The sequence below is a fragment of the Bacillus sp. FJAT-45037 genome (genome assembly GCF_002797325.1).
Classification (GTDB): domain Bacteria; phylum Bacillota; class Bacilli; order Bacillales; family Bacillaceae_D; genus Alkalihalophilus.
The window spans coordinates 1131013-1152746 of the sequence record NZ_KZ454938.1 but is presented as its reverse complement, the minus strand read 5'-3'; the positions used below and the strand labels follow the sequence as shown (position 1 = coordinate 1152746).

Sequence of the window (21734 nt, the reverse complement as noted above, 5' to 3'; positions counted from 1 at the left end):
ACCACTTCGCCATTCAGCATGCTCCCTGAATGACGAAGTGGTTTTATTTGTAATATAAGTTGACATCATGTGATTTTTTCATATAAGAGAAAACATTCTCTCGAACTTTATAATCACTATCTCTTTCCCATAATTCGGTTTGACGTTCAATACACTCTATACGCAAAGCCTCATACTCATCTTCGGCTTTATTCGTTTTTTTGGATAGGAATTTAATTTGCATTAACCCCAAGCTAAACAACCCAATTAATAAAACGACGATAACATTGCCTACAAGTAGCGATAGAAAATTCCCACTAAAAGACACATGATTGGTTTGCAACGCTTGAGCACCAAAAAAAAGAAAGAAACCGAGACATAAAAGAGTGAAAAGGCTCCAATGATTTTTTGCTTTCTTGTATTGCTCCCATTTTTCTTTTCTTATAATCATCTCTTCAAGCATCACCAGGCTTACTCCTGTAAGTGCCTCTGGGTATAGATTCCACTCTTTTATTTTACTCACTAGTCACTCCCCCCTTTATAACAACGTATGAAAAGAAGGACAAACTAGAACTTACAGTTAATTATTGATTTAACCAATACGGGGAGAATACTAGCAACATAACAATAAGTAAGAAAATCATAAGCAGGAGCCTAACTAGAGGGAACGTCATTTTAAACGTTCCTTTTTTCTTACGGTTTCGATGTGCATTTTTTCTTGATGGAAGACTCTCTACCTCGTTCGCTTCATCTGTTGATCTTCTTGACATATGTTGACGAAGTGGCTCAGCTTGGTCTTCTTTTAGCCGTTTAACACTCATGACGTTTCACCTCTTTATGTATAGTATCGGCTCCTTCTATTTAAAGATCAATGGTTTGAATTCCCTGTTTTTGAACTTTGGATCGAATATATAATCCAAATAAAAAATCAATAAGAAAATGAGCCGTTATTGTGACGATAAGGCTTTCTGTATACTTAAATAACCAACCTAAAGAGAAACTAACCAATAGCACAAAAATAAATAGGAATGGCTTCTTGACGTATCGGACATGTACAAGAGCAAAAAGGGTGCTTGCGATGACTAGGCCAAAAGCAGTTTGTAGCACCGCTCTAAACAACCATTCTTCTGCAATAGCAATCGTCATACACAAGATGACCATATGTGGGATCGAACGATTTGTAAATACACGTTCGTTTATCCCCCCATCATCTAAGAAACGCTTAGGAACAAACCGATCAATCAATACATCTGCTAGAACGACGATTCCAGCAAATCCTCCACCAATGATGATCACATCAAACCATGAAAAAGATAGTAACCTGTAAAAACTCAAAAAATCAGGAAAGACAAAAAATGATAATACCATCGCTAAAAGGATAATCGCGAGCTGTGATAGGTACAAGCTGATCAAAACTTCTCGGTCACTTAGACGGTCAATCGGTCTTGTTTGCTCCTTCATTTCGATGCCTCAAAAGGGATTAAAAAGCGCTTCTTCAGCTCTTGTTCCCAATGAAGAACTAATTCTTGCTTAGCTGATTGCGTGTTTGTTTTTCTATAATCATCAAGTTCAAACCGACAACGATCGCAACACTTATGGTCATTTTTTTGAGGTGATTCATTAAAATACTGTAACATTCCAGAACGCCTACATGTCCGTAATTGCAGCCAATGTTCAAATGCTGTTAATTGTTTCTGTTTGGATATTTTATATTGAGTAAACCCATGCGCAAGCCTCTCTGTGATAGCATCGACAGAAAATCTTTTTATTCTGCCCGATTCAATTACGTCTAGTTCCTCTAATGCAAACAACATATTTCTCCAAACAACTTCACTACAACCTGCTTGTGCACAAATTTCCGAGACCATTTTTTCCGATAATTCGCTCTCTCGTTGCAATCGTTCTAGTATAGTTCTCACTTGGTCAGGGGTGAGTTGTTCTCGGACCGATAGAAGCTTTGCTAGGCCACGGTCTTCCTCACTAAAAAGGACAATCGCCAAACTATCCTCTCCATCACGTCCCGCTCTGCCTATTTCCTGTACATAGGATTCCATCTGAGTAGGATAATGAAAATGAATTACATAGCGGATATTATTTTTATTAATCCCCATTCCAAATGCGCTTGTACAACAAATAATATTTAGTTCCCCTTGCATAAATTGCTGTTGAATCAACAATCGGTCCTCAGTTGTCATACCACCATGATAAAAGTTCACATCAGAAATTCCTTTTTGCATTAACTTTCGAGCCACCGATTCGCTCCACATACGACTTGAAAAATAAACCATACCAGGACCTTCTAATGACTCAATAAGCTCAAGGAGCCGCTCTAACTTTTCATCTGTCGTTACATACGTTTCCACCTGTAAGGCTATGTTGGGCCTATTAACTGAATGAATGTACCGCTTCACATCAACCATGTTTAAATAATGACATATATCTTTTTGTACTGTGGTGGTAGCCGTTGCCGTAATCGCCAAACAAGGAGGATGACCTAGTTGCTTTCGCACACTCGCTAATCTTAAATAATCACTCCGAAATTCATGTCCCCATTGCGAGATGCAATGCGCTTCATCAACAACAAATAACGAGACTTGAAGTGTTTTTAGCTTAGAACGAAAGAATTCAGATTGGAGCATTTCAGGTGATGTATAAATTAATTTATATTCATGTAAGTGATTCACAACAGATTGTCGCTCTTGGTAACTCATAAAGCTATTAACAGCGACGACAGACTTAATACCTTCACTACGAAGTTGTTGAACCTGATCTTCCATCAATGATAATAATGGGGACACAATGATAGTAACACCAGGCAAGATCAATCCAGGCAGCTGATAACAAATGGATTTACCAGTACCTGTAGGAAGAACAGCCAGAACGTCCTCTCCCTTTACTACAGCTTCCACGATCTCTTTTTGGCCTGGTCTAAAACTCGAGTAGCCAAACCACTTCTTTAGTTCGTCTAAAAGTTGCACGGTCATTCCCCCCGTCTTGTAAGTGCTAAACGGATCATAAAGTAACTAGCCGCATCGCCGAGAGCCGCTTTTATGTCACGTAATTTAATGGATTGTTCACGAATCAATAATTGATCAATCTCCATTTGTATGGCTTCTGAGACATACTTATTTATAGGAAATGTAGCATCTTGCAAGGCAATTTCGATGATATGATCTTCAATCGTACTTGTTTTTAACTGTCTCATGGATGCAATCTGTTCTATTGACATCCCTTGTTTTAATAATTGACTGGTTCGCTCAGCAGACTTTGTCCATCCGGCTTCCTTAATTTGTTGATCTATAAACGAAGGAAGTCTATCCAATCCTTCTCGATTTTCAATAAATGCAAACAACTTATGTAACAGAGCCTCGTGAATGATATCAGCGTCGTCTTCACGGATGGAGCACAATCTTGCAGCTTGGCCCCTCGTATAGCCAATCCGCTTATGACTTGTTAATTGCAAAACGAGAAAAAGCGAATGGCCTTCATTGAGACAACGCAAAAAATGATGCAACTCTTCGTATAGTTTGCTTAACTGCTCATCTCTAATGACTTTTGTTCTTGGCATATGTTGCTTGACCCAAAACTGCACTTCACGTTCTTGAACAATTGGTATAAAATCCCTTCGGTTCATGTGAAGTTCTGTAACTGTCTGTATCCATAGCGTCATCCGTAGCCAAAACGTTCGCGTTAGTCTCGAGTATTTCCAACCATTCAACTCTTGAAGTAAAGGCCATTTGTCCGTTTCGCTCTCTAAAAACGCTTCTCCACGGTCCGTTACGATAAATCGATCTTCAGAGACCTGTTGCATGAGTTTCTGTTCTGCAAGAATTTTCACTTTCATTGCTATATCTGCTCGTTTCATCTTCGGAAACATTCCATAATAAGGGAGAATCGAAAATAAATGACCATCTTGAATAGTTTGAGCAGACTTTTTCCCTTGAAGAAGATGATACGCTCCGTAAATGGTACGTTCCCCTTTTAACGCTTTACATACAGATATTATAATGACATCTTTAACAGTCATTGATTCACCTCATCTACGCTTTTCCTATACGTTCCTTCGTTGTAAGTATTGTATCAAATTTCCGTTAAAGTTGAAGGCTAAATGGTCTTACAGAGGGAATAATGAAAAGACCATATTCTTGTTTTGTAACTTTAGGAATGATTTGGTTGAAAAGTTTTCGATTCAGCTTTACAATAGTTAAGTACAAAATCAAATCACACTAGTTAAGGAACTAGAATAGATTATTCTATCCAAACCTAGGGTTGAATTTTGACTATAGAAAAAATTGGAGGGAAAATCATGGCTAAATATACGATTGTCGACAAAGATACTTGTATCGCATGCGGAGCTTGTGGTGCCGCTGCTCCAGATATTTATGATTATGATGATGAAGGAATTGCTTTTGTTATTTTGGACGATAACCAAGGAACAGCTGTCATTCCAGAAGAGTTAGAAGAAGACATGATCGATGCTCAAGAAGGTTGTCCTACTGATTCAATTAAAGTAGCTGACGAATCATTTGACGGAGACTCGTTGAAGTTTGAGTAGAAATAAAGGCAGCCGAAAATTCCGGCTGCCTCTTTTTATTTCACTTTAATCAAGGTCAACCCTTCTAAGGCTAACATACTGGCATTAGACCAGATCTCCGCATATGACTCATTTGGCAAGGGATTCGTTCCTACCCCTACTTCGATCGTAAATCCAGGCCTACCTGTTTCTTGAATGAACCAATCTTTAAAACCACCATCACTATCTGCGGTTTGGACGGGCGTATAGGAGCTTACTAAAGATAATCGTTCAACCATCTCTTCACTAATGGCTGGCTCTAGTCCGCGGTACCCCCAATAAATGACTTGACCTTGTGAATGAAAAGCAAGCACGTATTCAAAAGAGTGCCTTAACGTAAACCTGTGGATTGCTTTTGCTTCCGGTTCTGTTAACGGTGCCTCTCCACTATAATGACGAGACCAAGGTTCTTGCGGGCTTTCCTTTGCTTCTATTTCCCATCCCGCTGGCCATTGATGATTTAAATCGACCCCGCGAATATTGCTCGACCAGTGTTCAAAGCGTCTCATCCCCTTATTTATTTCTAACACTTGCTCCCGATATGGATGATCTTTGTATACTCCTTGTAAAACAAGACCGATGCCATCTGGGTTAACCATTGGAACGATATATAGTTTAATCTCATCAAGTAATGCAGAGGGGTCATACCCGTACAGCTTATATGATTCTTCAGACGCTAATAAGCATGCGCGGGTAAATTCCATTAGAAATTTAGAAGTATGCCATTCATTTGCATGCCATCCACCTGAATAAAAAACAGACTTCTTCCCTCGCCCAATGCTTAACGCATAAATAGGCTTTTTCATAACTGAATAGCCAATCACTTCGACTCTTGCACCTAATGCTTTTAAACGAGGTAACTCATCTTCTAAATCTTCATGCCCATACTCTGTCCAAATTTCATTTAATTCGAGTTCCCCATCTGAATGCTTAGGAATATGTAGGACAGAACCAGGCATCACATAATCATGCTTGTTTTGAATATGCTGATTAAATAAAAGCAAATCAAATGGTCGGATGCCATGTTTTTTGGCTACTTTAGAAACCGTGTCCCCTATCTGCACAGTATATTCCATGTCTATCAACTCCTCTAAAACATCATATGATCTTGTCAATTAAATCAGAATCAACAAAGTAAAGTTCAGCCTCGCATTCAATTTGACAGAAGGATTTAAATATGTTAAATTATCAAACAATTAGAGTATTCACTCTACTATATTTGTAAACGTTGATGAAGAAATGAAAAAGTAGAAGCCATCATCAGAGAGTTAGTGGTTGGTGCGAACTAACGAGGCCTGCTTTGGATAGCCCTTCTGAGTTGATTAATCGAACGCTCCTAGCTAGTAGATTGATCCGGATAATCCGTTACCTTTGGAGAGCATTCTCCCCTAAGATGTGTCATGTGACACATGAATGAGGGTGGCACCGCGGTTAGAACCTTCCGCCCCTCACGATTCCGTCGTGTGGGCAGAAGGTTCTTTTTGTTGTAGCGCTTTCATTTTTGAGCATGTTGTACTTATTTAAAAAGAGAGTTTTAATTTTAAGGGAGTGAAGAGAATGAACAAGCAAGCCTTAGTGGAGAATGAAGTACCAACAGAACGTACAGCAAAGTATCATATTTTAGTATCTGATTCAATGAGCCAAGAAGGTTTGGCGCCTTTATTAAGGAATTCTGACGTAAACTGTGTTGAATCATTTGTTGATGATGTTGATGATTTATCTTCTTTTGATGCGCTACTTGTCCGAAGCGCAACTAAAGTTACCGAAGAACTCCTTCTTCAAATGCCAAACTTAAAAATTGTTGCGCGTGCAGGGGTCGGTGTAGATAACATTGATTTAGACGCTGCCACAAAACATGGCGTGGTGGTTGTTAATGCTCCTGATGGTAATACGATTTCGACTGCTGAACACACATTTGCAATGATTTGTTCATTACTCAGAAAAATTCCTCAAGCTAACGCATCAATAAAAGCTGGAGAATGGAATAGAAAAGCTTTTCAAGGTTCTGAACTACGTGGAAAAACATTAGGTATTGTGGGATTTGGTCGAATTGGTACTCAGATTGCCAAACGAGCACGTGCATTTGAGATGCCACTACTTGTGTTTGATCCATTTTTAACTAAAGCGCGTGCTGAAAAAATTGGTGTGACACCTGCTAGTTTAGATGAAGTGTTATCAGAATCTGATATCATCACTGTTCACACACCTCTAACAAAAGAAACAAAAGGGCTCCTCGGAATGGAGAATATCTCCAAGACGAAAAAAGGCGTCTTTTTAATCAATTGTGCACGTGGTGGAATTATTGACGAAGAGGCATTAAAGCATTATCTTGCGAATGGACATATTGCTGGGGCTGCTTTGGATGTATTTGAAAGTGAGCCTGCACAAGATCAAGAACTATTACAATACGACAATGTGATTGCTACGCCTCATATTGCCGCTTCAACAAAAGAAGCCCAATTAAATGTCGCTGCCCAAGTATCAGAAGAAGTCATTCGCTTCCTTGAAGGACAGCCTGCAACAAATTCAATTAATTTACCGACTTTATCAAAAGAAGTTTATGAAAAGATACAACCCTATTACGATCTCACCAAGCGAATGGGAAATCTTTTGTCCCAGGTAATGAAAACACCGGTGCAAGAAATCGAAGTATTTTATGGAGGAAACGTTACTGAACTTGAAACATCTATTACGACACGTAGTTTAATTGCTGGTTTTCTTCAGCCGCGTGTAGATGCCGCTGTTAATGATGTAAATGCTGCTTTGATTGCTAAAGAGCGAGGAATCATTTATGGTGAGAAACATGTGAGCAATACATTTGGCTACTCCAATTTAATACATGCGATTGTTCATGGTGAAGATCGACGCTTTGAAATTAAAGGAACCTATATAAAAGAATATGGAGCAAGGATTGTAAGCATTAATGGCTTTAATGTTGACTTTATCCCTGAAGGTCATCTGCTCTATATCCAACATAACGATAAACCAGGTGTCATTGGACGAATGGGTCAATTGCTTGCTGAACATAATGTCAATATCGCGACAATGCAAGTAGGAAGAACGGAAGTTGGTGGCGAAGCGATTATGATGATTACTGTTGATAAAACAGTCGATGATGCTGTGCTTCAAGCTTTATGCTCTATTGATGATATTCACTCTGCAAACAGAATCGAAGGATAGCGAACATCAAAAAGCACCCAAGACTGAGTATAACTCACATCTTTGGGTGCTCTTTTTAACGCTTATGCATCAAGGGACACTGCTTTTCTCTCGCCTTTTGAAAAAGTCATTAATGATGTATAGCCCACAGATTTAGCAAGCGCAACAGCTTTGTCAAAATCAGCCCCCACATGGGCAGGCTCATGAGCATCTGAACTTAAGACAATCGGTATATTTTTCTCATAACACATTTTTAGTAATCTTGGATCGGGATATAATTCTCCAACAGGCTTTCTTAGACCCGCTGTGCTGATCTCAACACATGTTTTTGAATTTGCTAATGCGCTCGTCGCACGTTCAAACTGCTCCAACAAAAATGTTTCATCATCAGGTACATACTTAAAAATTTTAACTAGATCTAAATGCCCGATGATATCAAATAAATTGGATTCCGCTAATGTGACAACTTGGTCATAATAGTCGCGATATGTATCATAAATATCTCGCTTGTCCCATTCACTTCTAAATTCAGCAAGGTCAATCCCGAAATCTTCTACCCAATGAATGGAGCCAATGACATAATCAAAATCATATTGGTTAATGAACGTCTTCATTTCATTATGTTTACCTGGCGTATAATCCATCTCAATCGACATCTTCACATCGATATCCTGACTCCATGCTTGATGAAACAGATTCACGTAATCGTTCATATCATAATACCTTCTAGCATCAACCCAAGGATTCCTAAGAATATCTTTCGTTTGATAAAAGTGATAAGCATGTTCAGATATACCAAAATGCTCAATCCCCTTCGCTTGTGCCTGATCAGTAAATTGCTTCAAATAATCAAGTGTCAGTTCGCCTTTTTCTAAATGGTTATGATAATCTGTTCTCATCGTATCCCTCCAATTGAATGATGTATACTCTTAATGTAACGACATTCAGACAAAAAGAGAACACTTCACCAAATATGCTGAAATAGTGTCTCAAGTTGGTCTTCGCGACTCATGCGTAAATAAATCTTGCCTCGTTCCGTTAACATCAACCACTGTCCGTCGCTCATCACAAGCCACTCAGCATAAGCGACATCAACATAGAATTGATAGAGAGATGCCATATCTTTTTTCTTTTTCCCCATTAACCTATACCCGAATGTCTTATCATGTGTTCTCCAAAAGCGTGGATGTAACTCTCGATCTCGAACCATTCGTATCGATTTATGTTTATTAATTTTTTGAAGCATAAAAACAAAACCATCAACGAGGTCAACTTGATTTGTACTTAGATCTGTCTGCTCATTTAACCATTGAAAAAGCTCTGTGCGCACGATTACTTTCTCTTTCATGTATCCAACCTTCTGACTTTTCCAAGTTTCATAAGGTTTATTCTACCATATACGACATCTATTTTATAGATAAACTAAAGAGAATATTGTCACTAAAACGCAAAAAAGGATACTCTAATTACTAGTATCCTAATATTACTTAATCATCTGCTCGAACAACCAATGTTTGACCGATATGGATCACATCGCTGCTTAAATCATTCCACTTCATGAGATGATCAACCGTCACACGATACTTTTCACCAATCGCCCACAAAGTATCTCCGCTCTCAATTTGAATCCATTGCTCGGCTAGTAGAGCCTCCTCTTTTTTCTCTGTGACAAGTTCCGAAACTTCAGTTCGTATGTCAGCCATTACATAAACAGCCTCGCCTTCTTGCCATGCTAGTCCATATGGAGATTCATTCCCCATCGATGCATACATATAAGCTGGTTCATCTGATAACACATACATAGGGTCAATCGCATCCGTTTTTTCAATATTCCAATTCCCTCTATGTACTTCAAAATGGAGATGATTCCCAAAGGAACGTCCTGTGTTCCCTACTGTGCCAATTATAGCTCCCATCTGGACAGCTTGGCCAACTTGAACTGACCGTTCATGCAAATGTGCATAGACGGTTTCAAGTCCATTTTCATGTTCGATAAAAACAACTTCTCCATATGTATCTGATTGATAAGATTTACTGACAACGCCTGCCTCAACCGAAACAACTGTTGTCCCTTCACTGGCGGCGATATCGATCCCAAAATGCATCCCGCCTCTCGTTCCAAACTCATCTGTCACTTCACCTACTGTCGGCCAGATGAGGGATTGTTCTAAAGTGAGTAACGACTGCTCAAATCCTTCTGCCTTTGCTGCAGAAGTACCAATAAACAATACGCCAATAAACGTAGCTAAAGCTAAAGCAATACAAACTCGTCTAATTATGTCTACCATCATTTCCTCCTCAATATTTAGGAAAACCAGTTCTCTGCTTGCTTCATCTCTTTACGTGTTGAATCTAATAGAGAATCATCTTGATGTATGGCCTACACTCCCATATTTTACAAATACTCCACTAGCATATGTTTTCACTTCGGCTTTTATTCATGATTAATGAAAATATTACTCAATCGCACCTGAACTCAGAATCTCAACACTTGCTACTACCTCAAATTCAACAGTTGGATAGATCTCATCAGACCACCTTTTTGAGTCCCAATCTCTTGTAGTACTACGATACTTTTCTCCAATAGCTACAGGGTCAATACCTTCGTCGCGAAATTGCGCTAATAATTCTTCTCCGCGATTTTTGATGACTTCTTCAATCTGACCTTCAATTTTATTAACTAAGTTATCCTCTTCAAGATTCATCGAACCAGTATAATCGATAATCTCTCCTTTCAATTCAATTTCTATCTTATACACTAGATTTGGTCCAGTTTGATCAATTGACCTTTTTCTTTTGCTGAAAATTTTTTCTACGACCGCGATCGCTTCTTCACCACCTGTTGTAATTCGAAATTCCTTCGTTGTTAGTTTTGTTGGACTCGTCATTAATTTAACGATAAAGGAATCATCTAAATTCAATGTTCGCTGATATAATTCGCCTTTAAACAATGCTGTACCTACTACTTTAATTCGGTCGTTTTCAATGGATATAACTGGCAAGTATGGATCTCTGGCATCATTATATAGGCTAAAAAGAAATTCATGCATATTAGTCGCAGGAACCATATTAATGTCCATATTTTGTTGTATTAAATCGGATAAGTAGACGCCAGTTTGCTCCCCCCCACCAAGGTTTGACATCAATACATCCTCTGTACTATCATCCACCACTGCAATTGTAATTCTGTTACCGACTGAGGCATCTCGATAAAGGGAATCAATCATATTCTCAACGCCCTGTGTTGCCAAATCTTTGTCTATAAGTACGACATTTAATTGACCGAATTCAAGCGGTTTTTGAGATTGTTGTTCAAGTTTAATTCGAGCTCCTTTTACCGTGTCTGATGTAGTGGTGATTACATCACGCTCCTGAATATTTTGTTCTCCCTGTTCTAGAAACGTCGGAAAACTAACGGACATCTTAAGCCTGTCTTCGTCTTTATCAAAAGCCACAGTACGAACTACAGAAATTTCATCAATGATCCTTGTTTGAATACATCCACTTAAGATATGCAAGCAAATCAAACTACATAGTAGGAGTTTTTTCATGATTGCCTTTCCCCTTTCTAAGCTTTAAAACGATAGCTTGTAGGATAACGAGAAGTGGAAGATAAACAAAAACAAAATAAAACCCAAATTCACTCACCCATGATGCAAAAAGACTAATTTCTTGCCTCGTTGGGAGCATGATCATAATGATCAATACGAGAATCAAGGCAATAAGAAGCGCAATCCGCTGATTCATCTGAAAGATTCTTTTCGCCCCGCGGCTAGCTGCCCATAATGTAATTGCGATATTTGGCGCAATAAAAAGGACCCACAGGGCAACCCCAATGTATTCAAATCGCTCGACAAAGGGAAGTTTAACAACCTTATAGAGAGTCAATGTCGCCCAGATCGTCTTATTTAACTGTTCTTCTGAATAAAAGGCTAAGCTGATAAGCATGACAACCGTATAAACAAAGGTTGTAGTCGCTGCCCCTAATTGAGCCCATTTCTGTGTCAATTCTTTATGCTTTAAAAACGGATAATACATTAATAAAATCTCAAAGCCTAGAAAGCTTAAGGTTGTTTCCTTAGCTCCAAGCCCAATCTCTGCAATTGTATGCTTCCAGACCGGTACTAAATTAATAAAATGAGCAAATTCTAAAGGCATTAATAGCAAGATAAACAAAGGAATGGGAATAAGTACCCCTAAAAAACTTAATCCAACAACCGACCTAAAACCACCTGACACTAAATAGTAAAACAATACAAACGTTATGATCGCCATTACCCATGTTGGTAAGTCAATGAACATCCATACTTGAATGATCTCAATGTAAGCACGTATGATAATGGCTCCTAATGCGACAAAGTAAAGACAAATGACAAAGCTGATGACATTGCCGAGCCACTTACCGAAGACTTGACGATGAATTGTAATCAAATCACCGTTCGCTCGTTTTAATAAGATGTAAATACAAAAAATAATAAAGTGAATGACGAGACCAGCCACAATCACAGAGATCCACCCATCATACCCCGCTTCTTTGACGACTCCACGTTGAAAGCCTAATATCCCAATACCAATTTGCATGCCGTGTATTAAAAAGAAGACTAAAAAACCAGAAACGAGATACTGTTCTTTTATTGGCTTATCCATCAGTTCACCACCAATTCATTCATCAATATCGTGCTTTTCTTTTGCCCTTAAAAAATTAAATCTCCCTTTGTCCCGTGGTCTTAAGTACACAGGTCTTGAATTCATATAACTAAAAGGCATTCGAATAAAAGCGTCGCGCCAATCTGCTATACGTGGCGGAAAGATTGGTTCTAGATACGGACGTCCAAGTGAGGTTAAGTGTAGCAAGTGAACGATCGTATATAAGCCACAAAAAGCTACACCGACTCCACCTAATAACGCCGCTGATATAATAAACGGAAAACGTATTAGACGAATCGTGTTACCCATTTGATAGACAGGTGTTGTAAATGAGGCGAGAGCTGCGAGCGCCACGATAATTAATAAGACGTTACTCGTAAGTCCAGCCTCCACCGATGCTTGTCCAATAACAATCCCACCTACGATACCGATCGTTTGACCAACCTTAGTCGGTAATCGTGCTCCTGCTTCACGAAGGAGTTCAATCGTTAACTCTAAAAAAATCGCTTCGAGTAGTGGTGGAAAAGGGATATTACTCCTTGATGCCATAATCGTAGACAACAGGTCTCTTGGAATGAGTTCATAGTGGTATGTAAGCACTGCTACATAAATAGGTGTAGCAAGTATAGAGAATGCCACCGAGAAAAATCTTAGCAAACGTACAAACGTTGCAATCTGCCATGGTAAATAGTAATCTTCTAATGATGAAAAGAACTCAACAAGCGTCACTGGTCCAAATACACCCTCAGGAGACCCGTCGGACAAGAATGCTACTTTTCCTTCTGTTAGAACCGCCGACACCCTTTCTGGACGCTCCGTGTTAATCAATTGTGGGAAAATTGACATCGTCTGATCTGTAATCATTTGAGCTAAGCTATTCGAATCAATAATTTGATCAAATTCAATGTCTTGAAGTCGTTGCAACATCGTATCTAGATTCGCTTGATCGACAATTCCATCAATATAAAGAACGGCGACGCGAGTTTTTGTTATCTTACCGAGTGTAAACTCTTTTACTTGAAGTTGTGGAATAGGTATCCGCTTTCGAATCAGATTAATATTTGTATCAATCGACTCAATAAACGCTTCTTGTGGTCCCGCAACACTGAACTCTACTTCTGGGGTCGTAATCTCCCGATCTGAATCAATGCCTATATTAATTAATGCCACTTCATTAGGATGCTGCATATTTCGTATGATTAAAAATCCTTTTATTACTTTCTCTCTAACTTCTTCAGGTTTTGACGTCACTATTTTATCTGGTATGGCAACCCTGTCGATCAATGATGACAACTCAGCTGAGTCACTGTCGTTAAGGTACGGTAAAACATCTTGATTTAAGCGATTTTGATCAACCATCGTCTTAAAATAACTACATTCATATTCCTGATCATAAAATGTCTTTTTAAACGTTGTGTAATCGCTTGACTTATTAAATAAGTCAATTACATTCTCGATGTTTTCATCTGGTTGTTTTTTCATTCGTTGTTTCATCCAACGTACAAGCATCCAACTCCCCATCCCCATGCAGTAATATTCTTTAATATGGTTAGTATGAAATGGAAGCAATAGAATTATGCGGATAGAAAAAAAGGATCTGTTCAATACAAAAAAAGCTAAGTCAATAGACTCAGCTCTGTTGGTTGTATTTATCATTTGTCAACACGCGAACGGTAATCTCTCCACTTTCTAAAGAGACCTCTGAACGAAGAATTATCGGATAAGGATGAGGGTTAATGAATTTAAAATCCGGCCCGCCCCAAGACACCGTTGCATCACGGCCGGAGTCGACGTAGCCTATTTCTCTTGAGTGTGTATAACGTTCAACCATTTCCAGGCCTGCCGCTTCCACTGCATTAAATAATGTAGAAGATGTTTGACAAATACCACCGCCAATCCCCATCACAAATTCTTTATTTACAATTTCTTTTGCTTCCTGATAACCTCGGTCCACCGTTCTTTCTCCAACAACCTGGTTAAACGAAAATTGATCTCCTGTACCGAGTACGAAATCACTAATTGCTTCTGCTGATAATCGAACATTTTCAGACCGCCCTTGAACACCTGCATTAAAATAAGTCGTAAAGCTCCCGATTTCATGCAAATCAATGCCTTTTAATTCTTTTTCACTAACGGTTGGCTCTGTCACATAGATGGGCAAGATGAGTTGTTTATCCATATACGTAGCACTCATTACTTGGTCTACGAACTCACTTTCAGCTAGGATGACTCGAGCCTGCCCTGGAGTGATGTTGCCCTCCTTATCTATAGATGGATTCTTCATTGGTTGATCAATGGATTGTGCGAGTTCACTTGCTAACTGCTCTAGCCTCTCCTCATCGAATTCCAGACCCACACCAGGTATATATCCAAAGTCATTCAGTCGTAACGTATTGATCGATACCTCTTGATCATCAAATAGTTCCATCTCCCAAATAAGAGGTGTCCGTATGTTACGATCTTCCACTTCAAGTAACACACTTTCAACGTGATTCTTTGCAAGAGCTTGAACATCCGCGTTAATTACCTGAGCAGTCATCAAAAAAAAGAAAGAACTAAGCACTATGGTTCGTTTCCTCATCGTATCACTCTCCTTTATCAACTCCATTTCTACTCTATGTGCACCTTAACATTTGTATGAATTTTCCATCCGCATTTCAAAAATAAAAAAGAGGCTAGGACACAGTGTTTACACAGCAAAAATCCAAACAATGCGCTAACTTTGTGCATTGTTCGGATTTCCAGTTATACACTTTCTTATATCCAAGCCTCTTTTTGTTTAATTTTACTTATCTTAATATTTCTTTATTTGTCTTCTTTTCGCTTTCCATCACGAAAAACTAGTGCACTTCTCTCGTACTCTACATCCGCTACATGTAATCGCGCATTTACGACTCTAGCAACTGCAAAGAAATAATCAGACAGTCGATTCAAATACTTTAAAACAATTGGATTTGTTTCAGACTCCGATTGTAGTTTCGTAGCTAGACGCTCTGCCCGTCTTGTTACTGTGCGACAAACATGAAGAGTCGCTGCAGCAGGTGCACCACCTGGTAGAATAAAACGTTCTAAAGCTGGGGCTTCCTTAATGTAGGCATCTATTCTCTCTTCAAGAAAATCAACCATTTCTTGTTTAGCTTTATATGGATGCTTCTCACTCGCTGTTAACATCGCCAAGTCCCCACCGCAATCAAAGAGTTCGTGTTGAATCTTTTCGAGTTCTGCTAAAATATCTGAAAATAATTTCTTATCAAGTTGTGTCACGGCTTGACCAACAAAACTATTTAACTCATCGGTTGTTCCATATGCTTCAACACGAACATCATCTTTAAACAATCTGCCCCCAATAACACTCGTCTTTCCTTCATCACCCGTTCTCGTATATAATTTCATTTTTATTCCTCCTCGTTTTTTAACTCTTGATTTAAGCCGTACCAGACTAATTGAACGACCTTAGCTTGCTTGACAATGTCTTGATAACACCACCCGACTAAATCTCGCCAATTACGATCACTCGCATTCACTGGAACAATCCCCTTACCAATATCGGAACCAATCAAAAGCAATTGAAATCCTTTGTTCTTTGCTTCCCACTCAAGTCCAAAATGAAGCCACTGACGAAACGAATCCCTCGACTCTTCAATCGATCCGTTATTTAGTAACTCTTTGATGAGCTGCTCCATTCCAAAAATAACGACAACTCCATCATCTTTAAATAATTGATCTATTTTTAGCTGGTTTATGTATCCATTATACCACGTTATGTTTGAATATTCGTTCTTCAGCAGATATTCCCTTACCCATTTGTTTTTTCCGTGATAGGCACCACCTGTAATGAATTGAATCGTCCACCCCTCCTTAGTTCGAACATCTCTCCACGTAGATGATACAAGCTACCGATGTTTACTTTCCACTCAAAAAAAGATTTTGATGATGGTGCTAATTTCGTAAGAATCTCTCGAATAACTCCTCCATGTGCTACGATCACAACCATGGAATCGTTTTGTTCTTCAATTGATCTTAAACAATTCCAAAAACCGGCTAATACTCTTGATGAGAAGTGTTCAAAGCCTTCTGCATTTGGCGGTTTATTGGCTATAGGGTCATCAATCCAAGCTCGGTAAAACAACTGATCCATTAAATCTTCATACCGTTTTCCTTCCCAATCACCAAAATCATATTCACGTAGCTTTGACTCTACATGGATGTTTGACGTAGGAAACAATAGCGATGCCGTTTGCAAACATCGTGTTAAGTCACTTGAAAAAACTTGTTCGACCTCAAAGTCTGAACAGGACGATCTCATCTGATTGATTTGCCTTTCCCCTTCAAGAATTAAAGGTAAATCAAGATGACCAAGATACCTTTTTTCTGCATTATAAGCGGTTAAACCATGTCGAATGAGAATAACATCCAAATGACTCCCCATAAAAAGGTTTCACTCCCTTCTGTGCCTGCACCAACCGTATCTCCAGTGATACCTTGGATTTGCTTTTGACAGAATATTAGCCATCCAACAAAAAATAGCAAACTAACAATTATAAGACTTATCATTAATTCTTTACTCCATGCTGTAAGTAGCAATAGTAAAAACATACACCAAGCACCGTACACCCATTTTAATAAATGTGTTTGAGCTGGCTTTAACGCAACGGCCATTCCATCTTCTCTAGCAAAAGTCCCGAGGATAATCTGACCCCCCATTAACAACCTAGATATGAAAGGGATAAAGAAAAGTAGATAAAGATCTTTAGATTGTAGCAACCACTCATACATGAAAAGAAACCTCCACCCTAGGAGAAGAATGAGTGAAAGAACCCCAAATGCTCCTACACGAGAGTCTTTCATGATATCAAGTTTACGTGAAATCGACTGTCTAGAAAATACAGCATCACTAAAGTCTGACCATCCATCCAAATGCAGGCCACCCGAATAAATAATAGAGAATGTGAGTAGCCAAGCGACCAACATAAGTGGAGAGTTTGATGAATACGTCATCCATAAATATGCTTGAAAAAAAAGCAACGCTCCTAGAACCATCCCTGTTAGGGGATAACATGCTACAGAGGCTCTAGCATGTTGATCGTTCCATTGAAGTGAAAGTCGAATGGGGATCGTGGTTAATAACTGAAACGCAAGTAAGCAGCCTGAACCAAGCTCTTTTACCTTTATCCGCATTGTGCCTTCTCCATCAATAACGATAAAGTCATTCTACTGAAAATACTTGGAGAGGGACTCATTATCACATGAAGAGCTGTATCATAATAAGACTCTCGAAATCCACGAACCAATACCGTTCCTTGATTCATAACCCCTCTCACCTTATTCACTCTTCTTCATAACCATAGGAATACCCGATTCAACGAAGATGGCTCTTTTAGCGCATTCGACTGCATGGAGATGCAGTTCACCTAATCTTTTTTTATATGTATGTATCAAGTCATCATTGTTCGCTTCATAGCTTACTTCATTCGAAACAAGGACCGTTGTCCAATTCGCTTCGGCTAACATTTTTAGCAACTCCTTTATCCTCACGATCATTGAAACTTGATAATCTAAGTTGTCCCACTTTTTCATCTCTACCTGAACTCGACCGAACCATTCATTTGACAACAATGTTGTTAAACAATCGATCAAAACCACATCTTGATCGTTAAACTGATGTAGCAACTCTTGAAGATCGTAGGCCTTTTCAATGACGTGCCAATTAGATGACGACAACTCGCGTATTTGTTGATGTCTGTTTATTCGAATTCTCATTTCATCGTCTGCAGCTACGCTTGTTGCAATATAGTAAAGTTTTTGGCTTTGATCGGTTTGCATCGACATTGCTAATGACTCCGCATAACTACTTTTTCCACTTCGTACGCCGCCTGTGACGAAGATCAACATAGTAACCTCCACTTTTTTAACACGTGTATCAACTGTTCATTTTCTTCTCTTCGCTTAATAGATAGTCTAAGGTATTTCCCATCTAACCCAATAAAAGAATACGTATGCCGAGGGATGATGGAATGCTGAATCAAAAATCTTAATAATGGCTGCAAATCTCGTTTATTTTTTTCAGAGAGTAAATAAAAATTTACGACTGAAGGAAAGACACAAAAATCTAGTTGCTCAAGTTCCCTTTTTACCCGAATGCGCTCTTTGGCGACTTTCATCGCTGTATCTTTTACGAATTGCTTCTCATCTAGCAAGGTTAATCCTATTTTCTGAGCAAAGCCATTTACACTCCACGGCGGCTGAAATCGCTTTAATTGCTCAATAGTTGTTTGATCTGCAATAACATAGCCTAACCGTACACCTGCAATTCCGTACATCTTTGTCATAGAACGTATTATAATCACATTGTTTAAATCGACCTCGGCTAAAACAGACTTCTCATCAACCTGAAAATCAAAAAACGCCTCATCAATCACAACTTTTGTCCGTTGTTCTTTCGCCAGCGTCAAGAGATCATTCATTTCGTTTTTTGTATAAGTGACACCGGTTGGGTTATTGGGTGAGCAGATAAATAATAGATCTATTTCTTCTAGTCGCGACTCTAAATGATCTGTTCTCAGTTTCCAAGGTTCATCTAACACTAAACTTTCTATATCACAACCATTTGCCTCACATGCTTGACGATACTCTGAGAATGTTGGTTCTGGTATGAGTACTTTTTTTCCTTGATACAAATGAGCAATATGAAAGAGCAGTTCAGCTGCTCCATTACCTACTAAAACCTCTGTTTTATTTACTCCCAATTCCACAGCCACGGTTTTTGTCAATGTTTCAGCATATGGTTCGGGATAATTGGAAGCGGATTCAATGAATTTTTCACTTAATAACTTAATCCCGGGAGCCATCCCAAATGGGTTCGTATTGACACTAAAATCAAGCGCCTGTTGATCATATGTCAGTCCTAAAGCTGACGTTAAATGTGCTGGGTTGGCGCCATGATTAGGTAACGACAATCCAAACACCTCCGATCATCCATAAAAATAAAGTAAACGAAAAAACGGTTCGTTCCATAATACATATCGCAGCGGCAATATGCGTGTGATGTGGTGTGAAATGAGCATCGCCCATTTTGGCACGGTTTGATACTTGACCGAAATATGTATTTTTTCCACCAAGCTGAACACCAAGCAAAGAAGCTACAGCAGCCTCTCCCCATCCACTATTTGGACTCACATGCTTTTTTGCATCTCGAATTAGAATTCGGACACACTCTCGTTTCGTTCGATTTTTGACTGGCTGGTTTGTAACAACCATTAAAAAGCCCGTCAGTCTACTCGGAATCCAGTTTAAGGCATCATCTAGTTTTGCCGCAGCATAACCGAACGTCTTAAAGCGCTCATTTTTGTACCCAACCATTGAATCACCCGTATTAACAGCACGGTAGACCATCGCAAATGGTGCCCCTCCAATAAAGGCAAAAAACAATGGAGCTGTGATACCGTCACTTGTATTTTCCGCTACTGTTTCAATAGTTGCACGTGTCATTTCTCTTTCATCTAATTGATTTGTATCACGTCCGACTATATATGAAAGAGACGTTCTTGCCACCTCAACCTTACCTTGACCAAGTGGTTCCATCACATCCTGTGCCGCTTGCTTTAACCCTTTTGTTGCTATGGTTGTCGAGATGATCCACGCTTCCGTGACGATGCCAAGAGCAAAATGAACAGAGTAGGCTAGATCAACTATTAGGAAGACCACACCACCACTTATTACAATGAGTATGAGCATCATGGTCCAGCCTTTTAATAATCGATACTTCCCAAGATTCCAATTTGTTTCAAAGCTTGATATGAGCTTTCCCATATATACCACGGGATGCGGAAAGTTTCGTGGGTCTCCTATAATTCGATCCATGATGATTGCTAAAGTGATAGCCATTAAATGATGAAGAACGATCATAGGTGTAATCTCTTTTTATAACGATCGATCGCCCTTCTTGTTGCTTCATAGACAAGTTTGGCAATATTTTTACCTAATGATGAGATTGTTCCTGCATATGGGTATTCCTCTCCGACCTGTGTTGCAGCAATCATGACACTGTCAGTCGAAGTTCCAGTAGCTATCGTATTCGTCTCTTGATCGTAAATCTCCTCATCATGTAACGCTTTACCTTTTGCCTCTGTAACAGTCATCAACGCTTGGACGTAGGCGGACTCTGACAGTTTACCCTCAATAAATACCCACGTGTTAATCGTACCAACTTGCTCTGAATAAATAGGATGTGTGTGAGCTCTTGCTGCATCGACAGCATTTGATGTACCAGCAGTGACCATCACTAACGTCTTAGTCGCTTCTTGCTCCGATCGGAGAATCACGCCATCTTCAAGCATCGCTGCTGTCAGCATACCTAATACATCCGAGCTATTTAATCCTCTACTTTCTAAGAACTGTTTAAATTCAGCTTCTACATCATCACATTGATAGTTTTTATCAACATGACGATTCACAAATGTATTATGCCAACTAAATCCAGCTCCTAAAACGGCAGAGGACAAAACTTTCCATCTAAATGGACTTGAAAATTTAATCGATTCTTCCGTACGGTCGATGCATAGTTGATCGATCAGGGATTGATTTTTGTCGTAGTTAGACTCTGGAATAAAAGTAATTAATGGAGATGGGACAGATGGATGCTCTCCACAAGTCAAGGCAGTTTGATAAACCTCTGTTAAATGATCCTCTTTGATCACATCTCTTGGTGCATTTAATGCCATCGTATGCCCTTCATCTAAAAGCAACAATCGATCGCAATATAAACTCGCCATATTCAAATCATGGAGCACTGCAATGACGGTTAATTCTCTCTCAGACGACCATTGTTTTAATGAGTTTAAAAGACTCATTTGATACGCAACATCTAAATGATTGGTCGGTTCATCAAGCAATAAAATTTCCGGTTCTTGTGCAAGTGCCCTAGCGAGTAATACACGTTGCCTTTCGCCTCCACTTAACGTTTGGAGGGGAAGATCTTTAAAGGTCTCTGTTCCTGTCAGATGAAGAGCTTCCGTGATCACTTCTTTATCTGATGCTTGCAAGCCTTGAAGCCAGCCTTTTTGATACGGATAACGCCCCAGAGCAACAACATCCCATACGGAATAATTGAACGCAGTTTCTGACTGTTGAGGGAGCACCGCCATACGTTTAGCTAACTCTTTAGTAGGATAAGCATGGAGCGGCTGGTCATTTAATGTGATCGTTCCAGACATGTGCTCAAAAGCTCCGCTTATTGCTTTAAGTAAACTTGTCTTACCACTGCCATTAGGTCCTACAATCCCAAGAATTTCTCCTTTTCCCACTTCAAAGGAGACAGAGTCAATCACTTTCTTTGTACCGTAACTAAGCGTCACATTTTCTACCTTTAACATCGTCC

General features: G+C 39.3%; 24 protein-coding genes and 1 other annotated feature. Of the genes, 2 read left to right on the top strand and 22 right to left on the bottom strand.

Annotated features, from left to right (window positions below; all coding sequences use genetic code 11):
* Positions 1-43 precede the first annotated feature (43 nt).
* The 5 genes from CDZ88_RS05925 to CDZ88_RS05905 form a co-directional block, all read right to left on the bottom strand.
* Entirely contained in the window at positions 44-502 is a 459-nt protein-coding gene (locus CDZ88_RS05925; RefSeq protein ID WP_100372663.1) for a DUF2663 family protein, read from the bottom strand.
* A 61-nt stretch (positions 503-563) separates the two neighbouring features.
* A complete protein-coding gene (locus CDZ88_RS05920) occupies positions 564-800 on the bottom strand; it encodes a hypothetical protein (protein WP_100372662.1) in 237 nt (78 codons plus the stop codon).
* A gap of 40 nt (positions 801-840) precedes the next feature.
* On the bottom strand, positions 841-1440 hold the full coding sequence (locus tag CDZ88_RS05915) for a CPBP family intramembrane glutamic endopeptidase (RefSeq protein ID WP_100372661.1): 600 nt from the start codon (positions 1438-1440) through the stop codon (positions 841-843).
* Positions 1437-2957 (bottom strand): RecQ family ATP-dependent DNA helicase, encoded by a 1521-nt coding sequence (locus tag CDZ88_RS05910; protein ID WP_100372660.1) that lies wholly within the window; start codon positions 2955-2957, stop codon positions 1437-1439. The genes CDZ88_RS05915 and CDZ88_RS05910 overlap by 4 nt, the downstream gene beginning before the upstream one ends.
* 2 nt (positions 2958-2959) lie before the next feature.
* Positions 2960-4006, bottom strand: coding sequence for a YpbB family protein (locus CDZ88_RS05905; RefSeq protein WP_100372659.1), 1047 nt, complete (start codon positions 4004-4006; stop codon positions 2960-2962).
* 279 nt (positions 4007-4285) lie between these two features.
* Between CDZ88_RS05905 and CDZ88_RS05900 the strand changes: the two genes are divergently transcribed.
* Entirely contained in the window at positions 4286-4534 is a 249-nt protein-coding gene (locus tag CDZ88_RS05900) for a ferredoxin (protein ID WP_100372658.1), read from the top strand.
* Positions 4535-4569: 35 nt separating this feature from the next.
* Here CDZ88_RS05900 and CDZ88_RS05895 read toward each other — a convergent pair whose 3' ends face one another.
* Positions 4570-5628 (bottom strand): M14 family metallopeptidase, encoded by a 1059-nt coding sequence (locus CDZ88_RS05895; RefSeq protein ID WP_100372657.1) that lies wholly within the window; start codon positions 5626-5628, stop codon positions 4570-4572.
* Positions 5629-5771: 143 nt separating this feature from the next.
* Positions 5772-6004, top strand: a binding site (T-box leader).
* A gap of 105 nt (positions 6005-6109) precedes the next feature.
* Between CDZ88_RS05895 and serA the strand changes: the two genes are divergently transcribed.
* Positions 6110-7732, top strand: a complete 1623-nt coding sequence (serA, locus tag CDZ88_RS05890) for a phosphoglycerate dehydrogenase (RefSeq protein WP_100372656.1) — start codon at positions 6110-6112, stop codon at positions 7730-7732.
* 62 nt (positions 7733-7794) lie between these two features.
* Here serA and CDZ88_RS05885 read toward each other — a convergent pair whose 3' ends face one another.
* The 16 genes from CDZ88_RS05885 to CDZ88_RS05815 all read right to left on the bottom strand — a co-directional run bounded on the left by CDZ88_RS05885 (position 7795) and on the right by CDZ88_RS05815 (position 21729).
* A complete protein-coding gene (locus tag CDZ88_RS05885) occupies positions 7795-8610 on the bottom strand; it encodes a histidinol-phosphatase (RefSeq protein WP_100372655.1) in 816 nt (271 codons plus the stop codon).
* 65 nt (positions 8611-8675) lie between these two features.
* Positions 8676-9059, bottom strand: coding sequence for a hypothetical protein (locus CDZ88_RS05880; RefSeq protein WP_100372654.1), 384 nt, complete (start codon positions 9057-9059; stop codon positions 8676-8678).
* A gap of 139 nt (positions 9060-9198) precedes the next feature.
* Positions 9199-9999 (bottom strand): peptidoglycan DD-metalloendopeptidase family protein, encoded by an 801-nt coding sequence (locus CDZ88_RS05875; RefSeq protein ID WP_100372653.1) that lies wholly within the window; start codon positions 9997-9999, stop codon positions 9199-9201.
* Between the two features lie 168 nt (positions 10000-10167).
* The gene (locus CDZ88_RS05870) at positions 10168-11262 is read right to left on the bottom strand and encodes a Ger(x)C family spore germination protein (RefSeq protein WP_100372652.1); all 1095 of its coding nucleotides are present in this window, start codon (positions 11260-11262) and stop codon (positions 10168-10170) included.
* Positions 11240-12358 carry a GerAB/ArcD/ProY family transporter gene (locus CDZ88_RS05865; RefSeq protein ID WP_100372651.1) on the bottom strand — a complete coding sequence of 373 codons (1119 nt, stop codon included), beginning with the start codon at positions 12356-12358 and terminating at the stop codon, positions 11240-11242. Before CDZ88_RS05865 ends, CDZ88_RS05870 begins: the two co-directional genes overlap by 23 nt.
* A 15-nt stretch (positions 12359-12373) precedes the next feature.
* Complete coding sequence (locus tag CDZ88_RS05860) at positions 12374-13867, bottom strand: spore germination protein (RefSeq protein WP_100372650.1); 1494 nt, start codon at positions 13865-13867, stop codon at positions 12374-12376.
* A gap of 121 nt (positions 13868-13988) precedes the next feature.
* Positions 13989-14939, bottom strand: a complete 951-nt coding sequence (locus CDZ88_RS05855) for a VanW family protein (protein WP_100372649.1) — start codon at positions 14937-14939, stop codon at positions 13989-13991.
* 224 nt (positions 14940-15163) lie between these two features.
* Positions 15164-15751 (bottom strand): cob(I)yrinic acid a,c-diamide adenosyltransferase, encoded by a 588-nt coding sequence (locus CDZ88_RS05850; RefSeq protein ID WP_100372648.1) that lies wholly within the window; start codon positions 15749-15751, stop codon positions 15164-15166.
* 2 nt (positions 15752-15753) lie between these two features.
* The gene (locus CDZ88_RS05845) at positions 15754-16041 is read right to left on the bottom strand and encodes a bifunctional adenosylcobinamide kinase/adenosylcobinamide-phosphate guanylyltransferase (protein WP_100372647.1); all 288 of its coding nucleotides are present in this window, start codon (positions 16039-16041) and stop codon (positions 15754-15756) included.
* Positions 16042-16154: 113 nt separating this feature from the next.
* Complete coding sequence (locus tag CDZ88_RS05840; protein ID WP_100372646.1) at positions 16155-16787, bottom strand: histidine phosphatase family protein; 633 nt, start codon at positions 16785-16787, stop codon at positions 16155-16157.
* A complete protein-coding gene (locus CDZ88_RS05835; RefSeq protein ID WP_100372645.1) occupies positions 16745-17536 on the bottom strand; it encodes an adenosylcobinamide-GDP ribazoletransferase in 792 nt (263 codons plus the stop codon). The genes CDZ88_RS05840 and CDZ88_RS05835 overlap by 43 nt, the downstream gene beginning before the upstream one ends.
* Entirely contained in the window at positions 17527-17667 is a 141-nt protein-coding gene (locus CDZ88_RS17340) for a hypothetical protein (protein ID WP_157796488.1), read from the bottom strand. Before CDZ88_RS17340 ends, CDZ88_RS05835 begins: the two co-directional genes overlap by 10 nt.
* A 13-nt stretch (positions 17668-17680) precedes the next feature.
* Positions 17681-18250 (bottom strand): bifunctional adenosylcobinamide kinase/adenosylcobinamide-phosphate guanylyltransferase, encoded by a 570-nt coding sequence (locus tag CDZ88_RS05830; RefSeq protein WP_100372644.1) that lies wholly within the window; start codon positions 18248-18250, stop codon positions 17681-17683.
* Positions 18244-19314 (bottom strand): threonine-phosphate decarboxylase CobD, encoded by a 1071-nt coding sequence (gene cobD, locus CDZ88_RS05825; RefSeq protein ID WP_157796487.1) that lies wholly within the window; start codon positions 19312-19314, stop codon positions 18244-18246. The genes CDZ88_RS05830 and cobD overlap by 7 nt, the downstream gene beginning before the upstream one ends.
* Positions 19301-20263: an adenosylcobinamide-phosphate synthase CbiB gene (cbiB, locus tag CDZ88_RS05820; RefSeq protein WP_332849218.1), complete on the bottom strand. Its 963-nt coding sequence runs from the start codon at positions 20261-20263 to the stop codon at positions 19301-19303. Before cbiB ends, cobD begins: the two co-directional genes overlap by 14 nt.
* A complete protein-coding gene (locus CDZ88_RS05815) occupies positions 20260-21729 on the bottom strand; it encodes a heme ABC transporter ATP-binding protein (RefSeq protein WP_100372642.1) in 1470 nt (489 codons plus the stop codon). Before CDZ88_RS05815 ends, cbiB begins: the two co-directional genes overlap by 4 nt.
* Positions 21730-21734 lie beyond the last annotated feature (5 nt).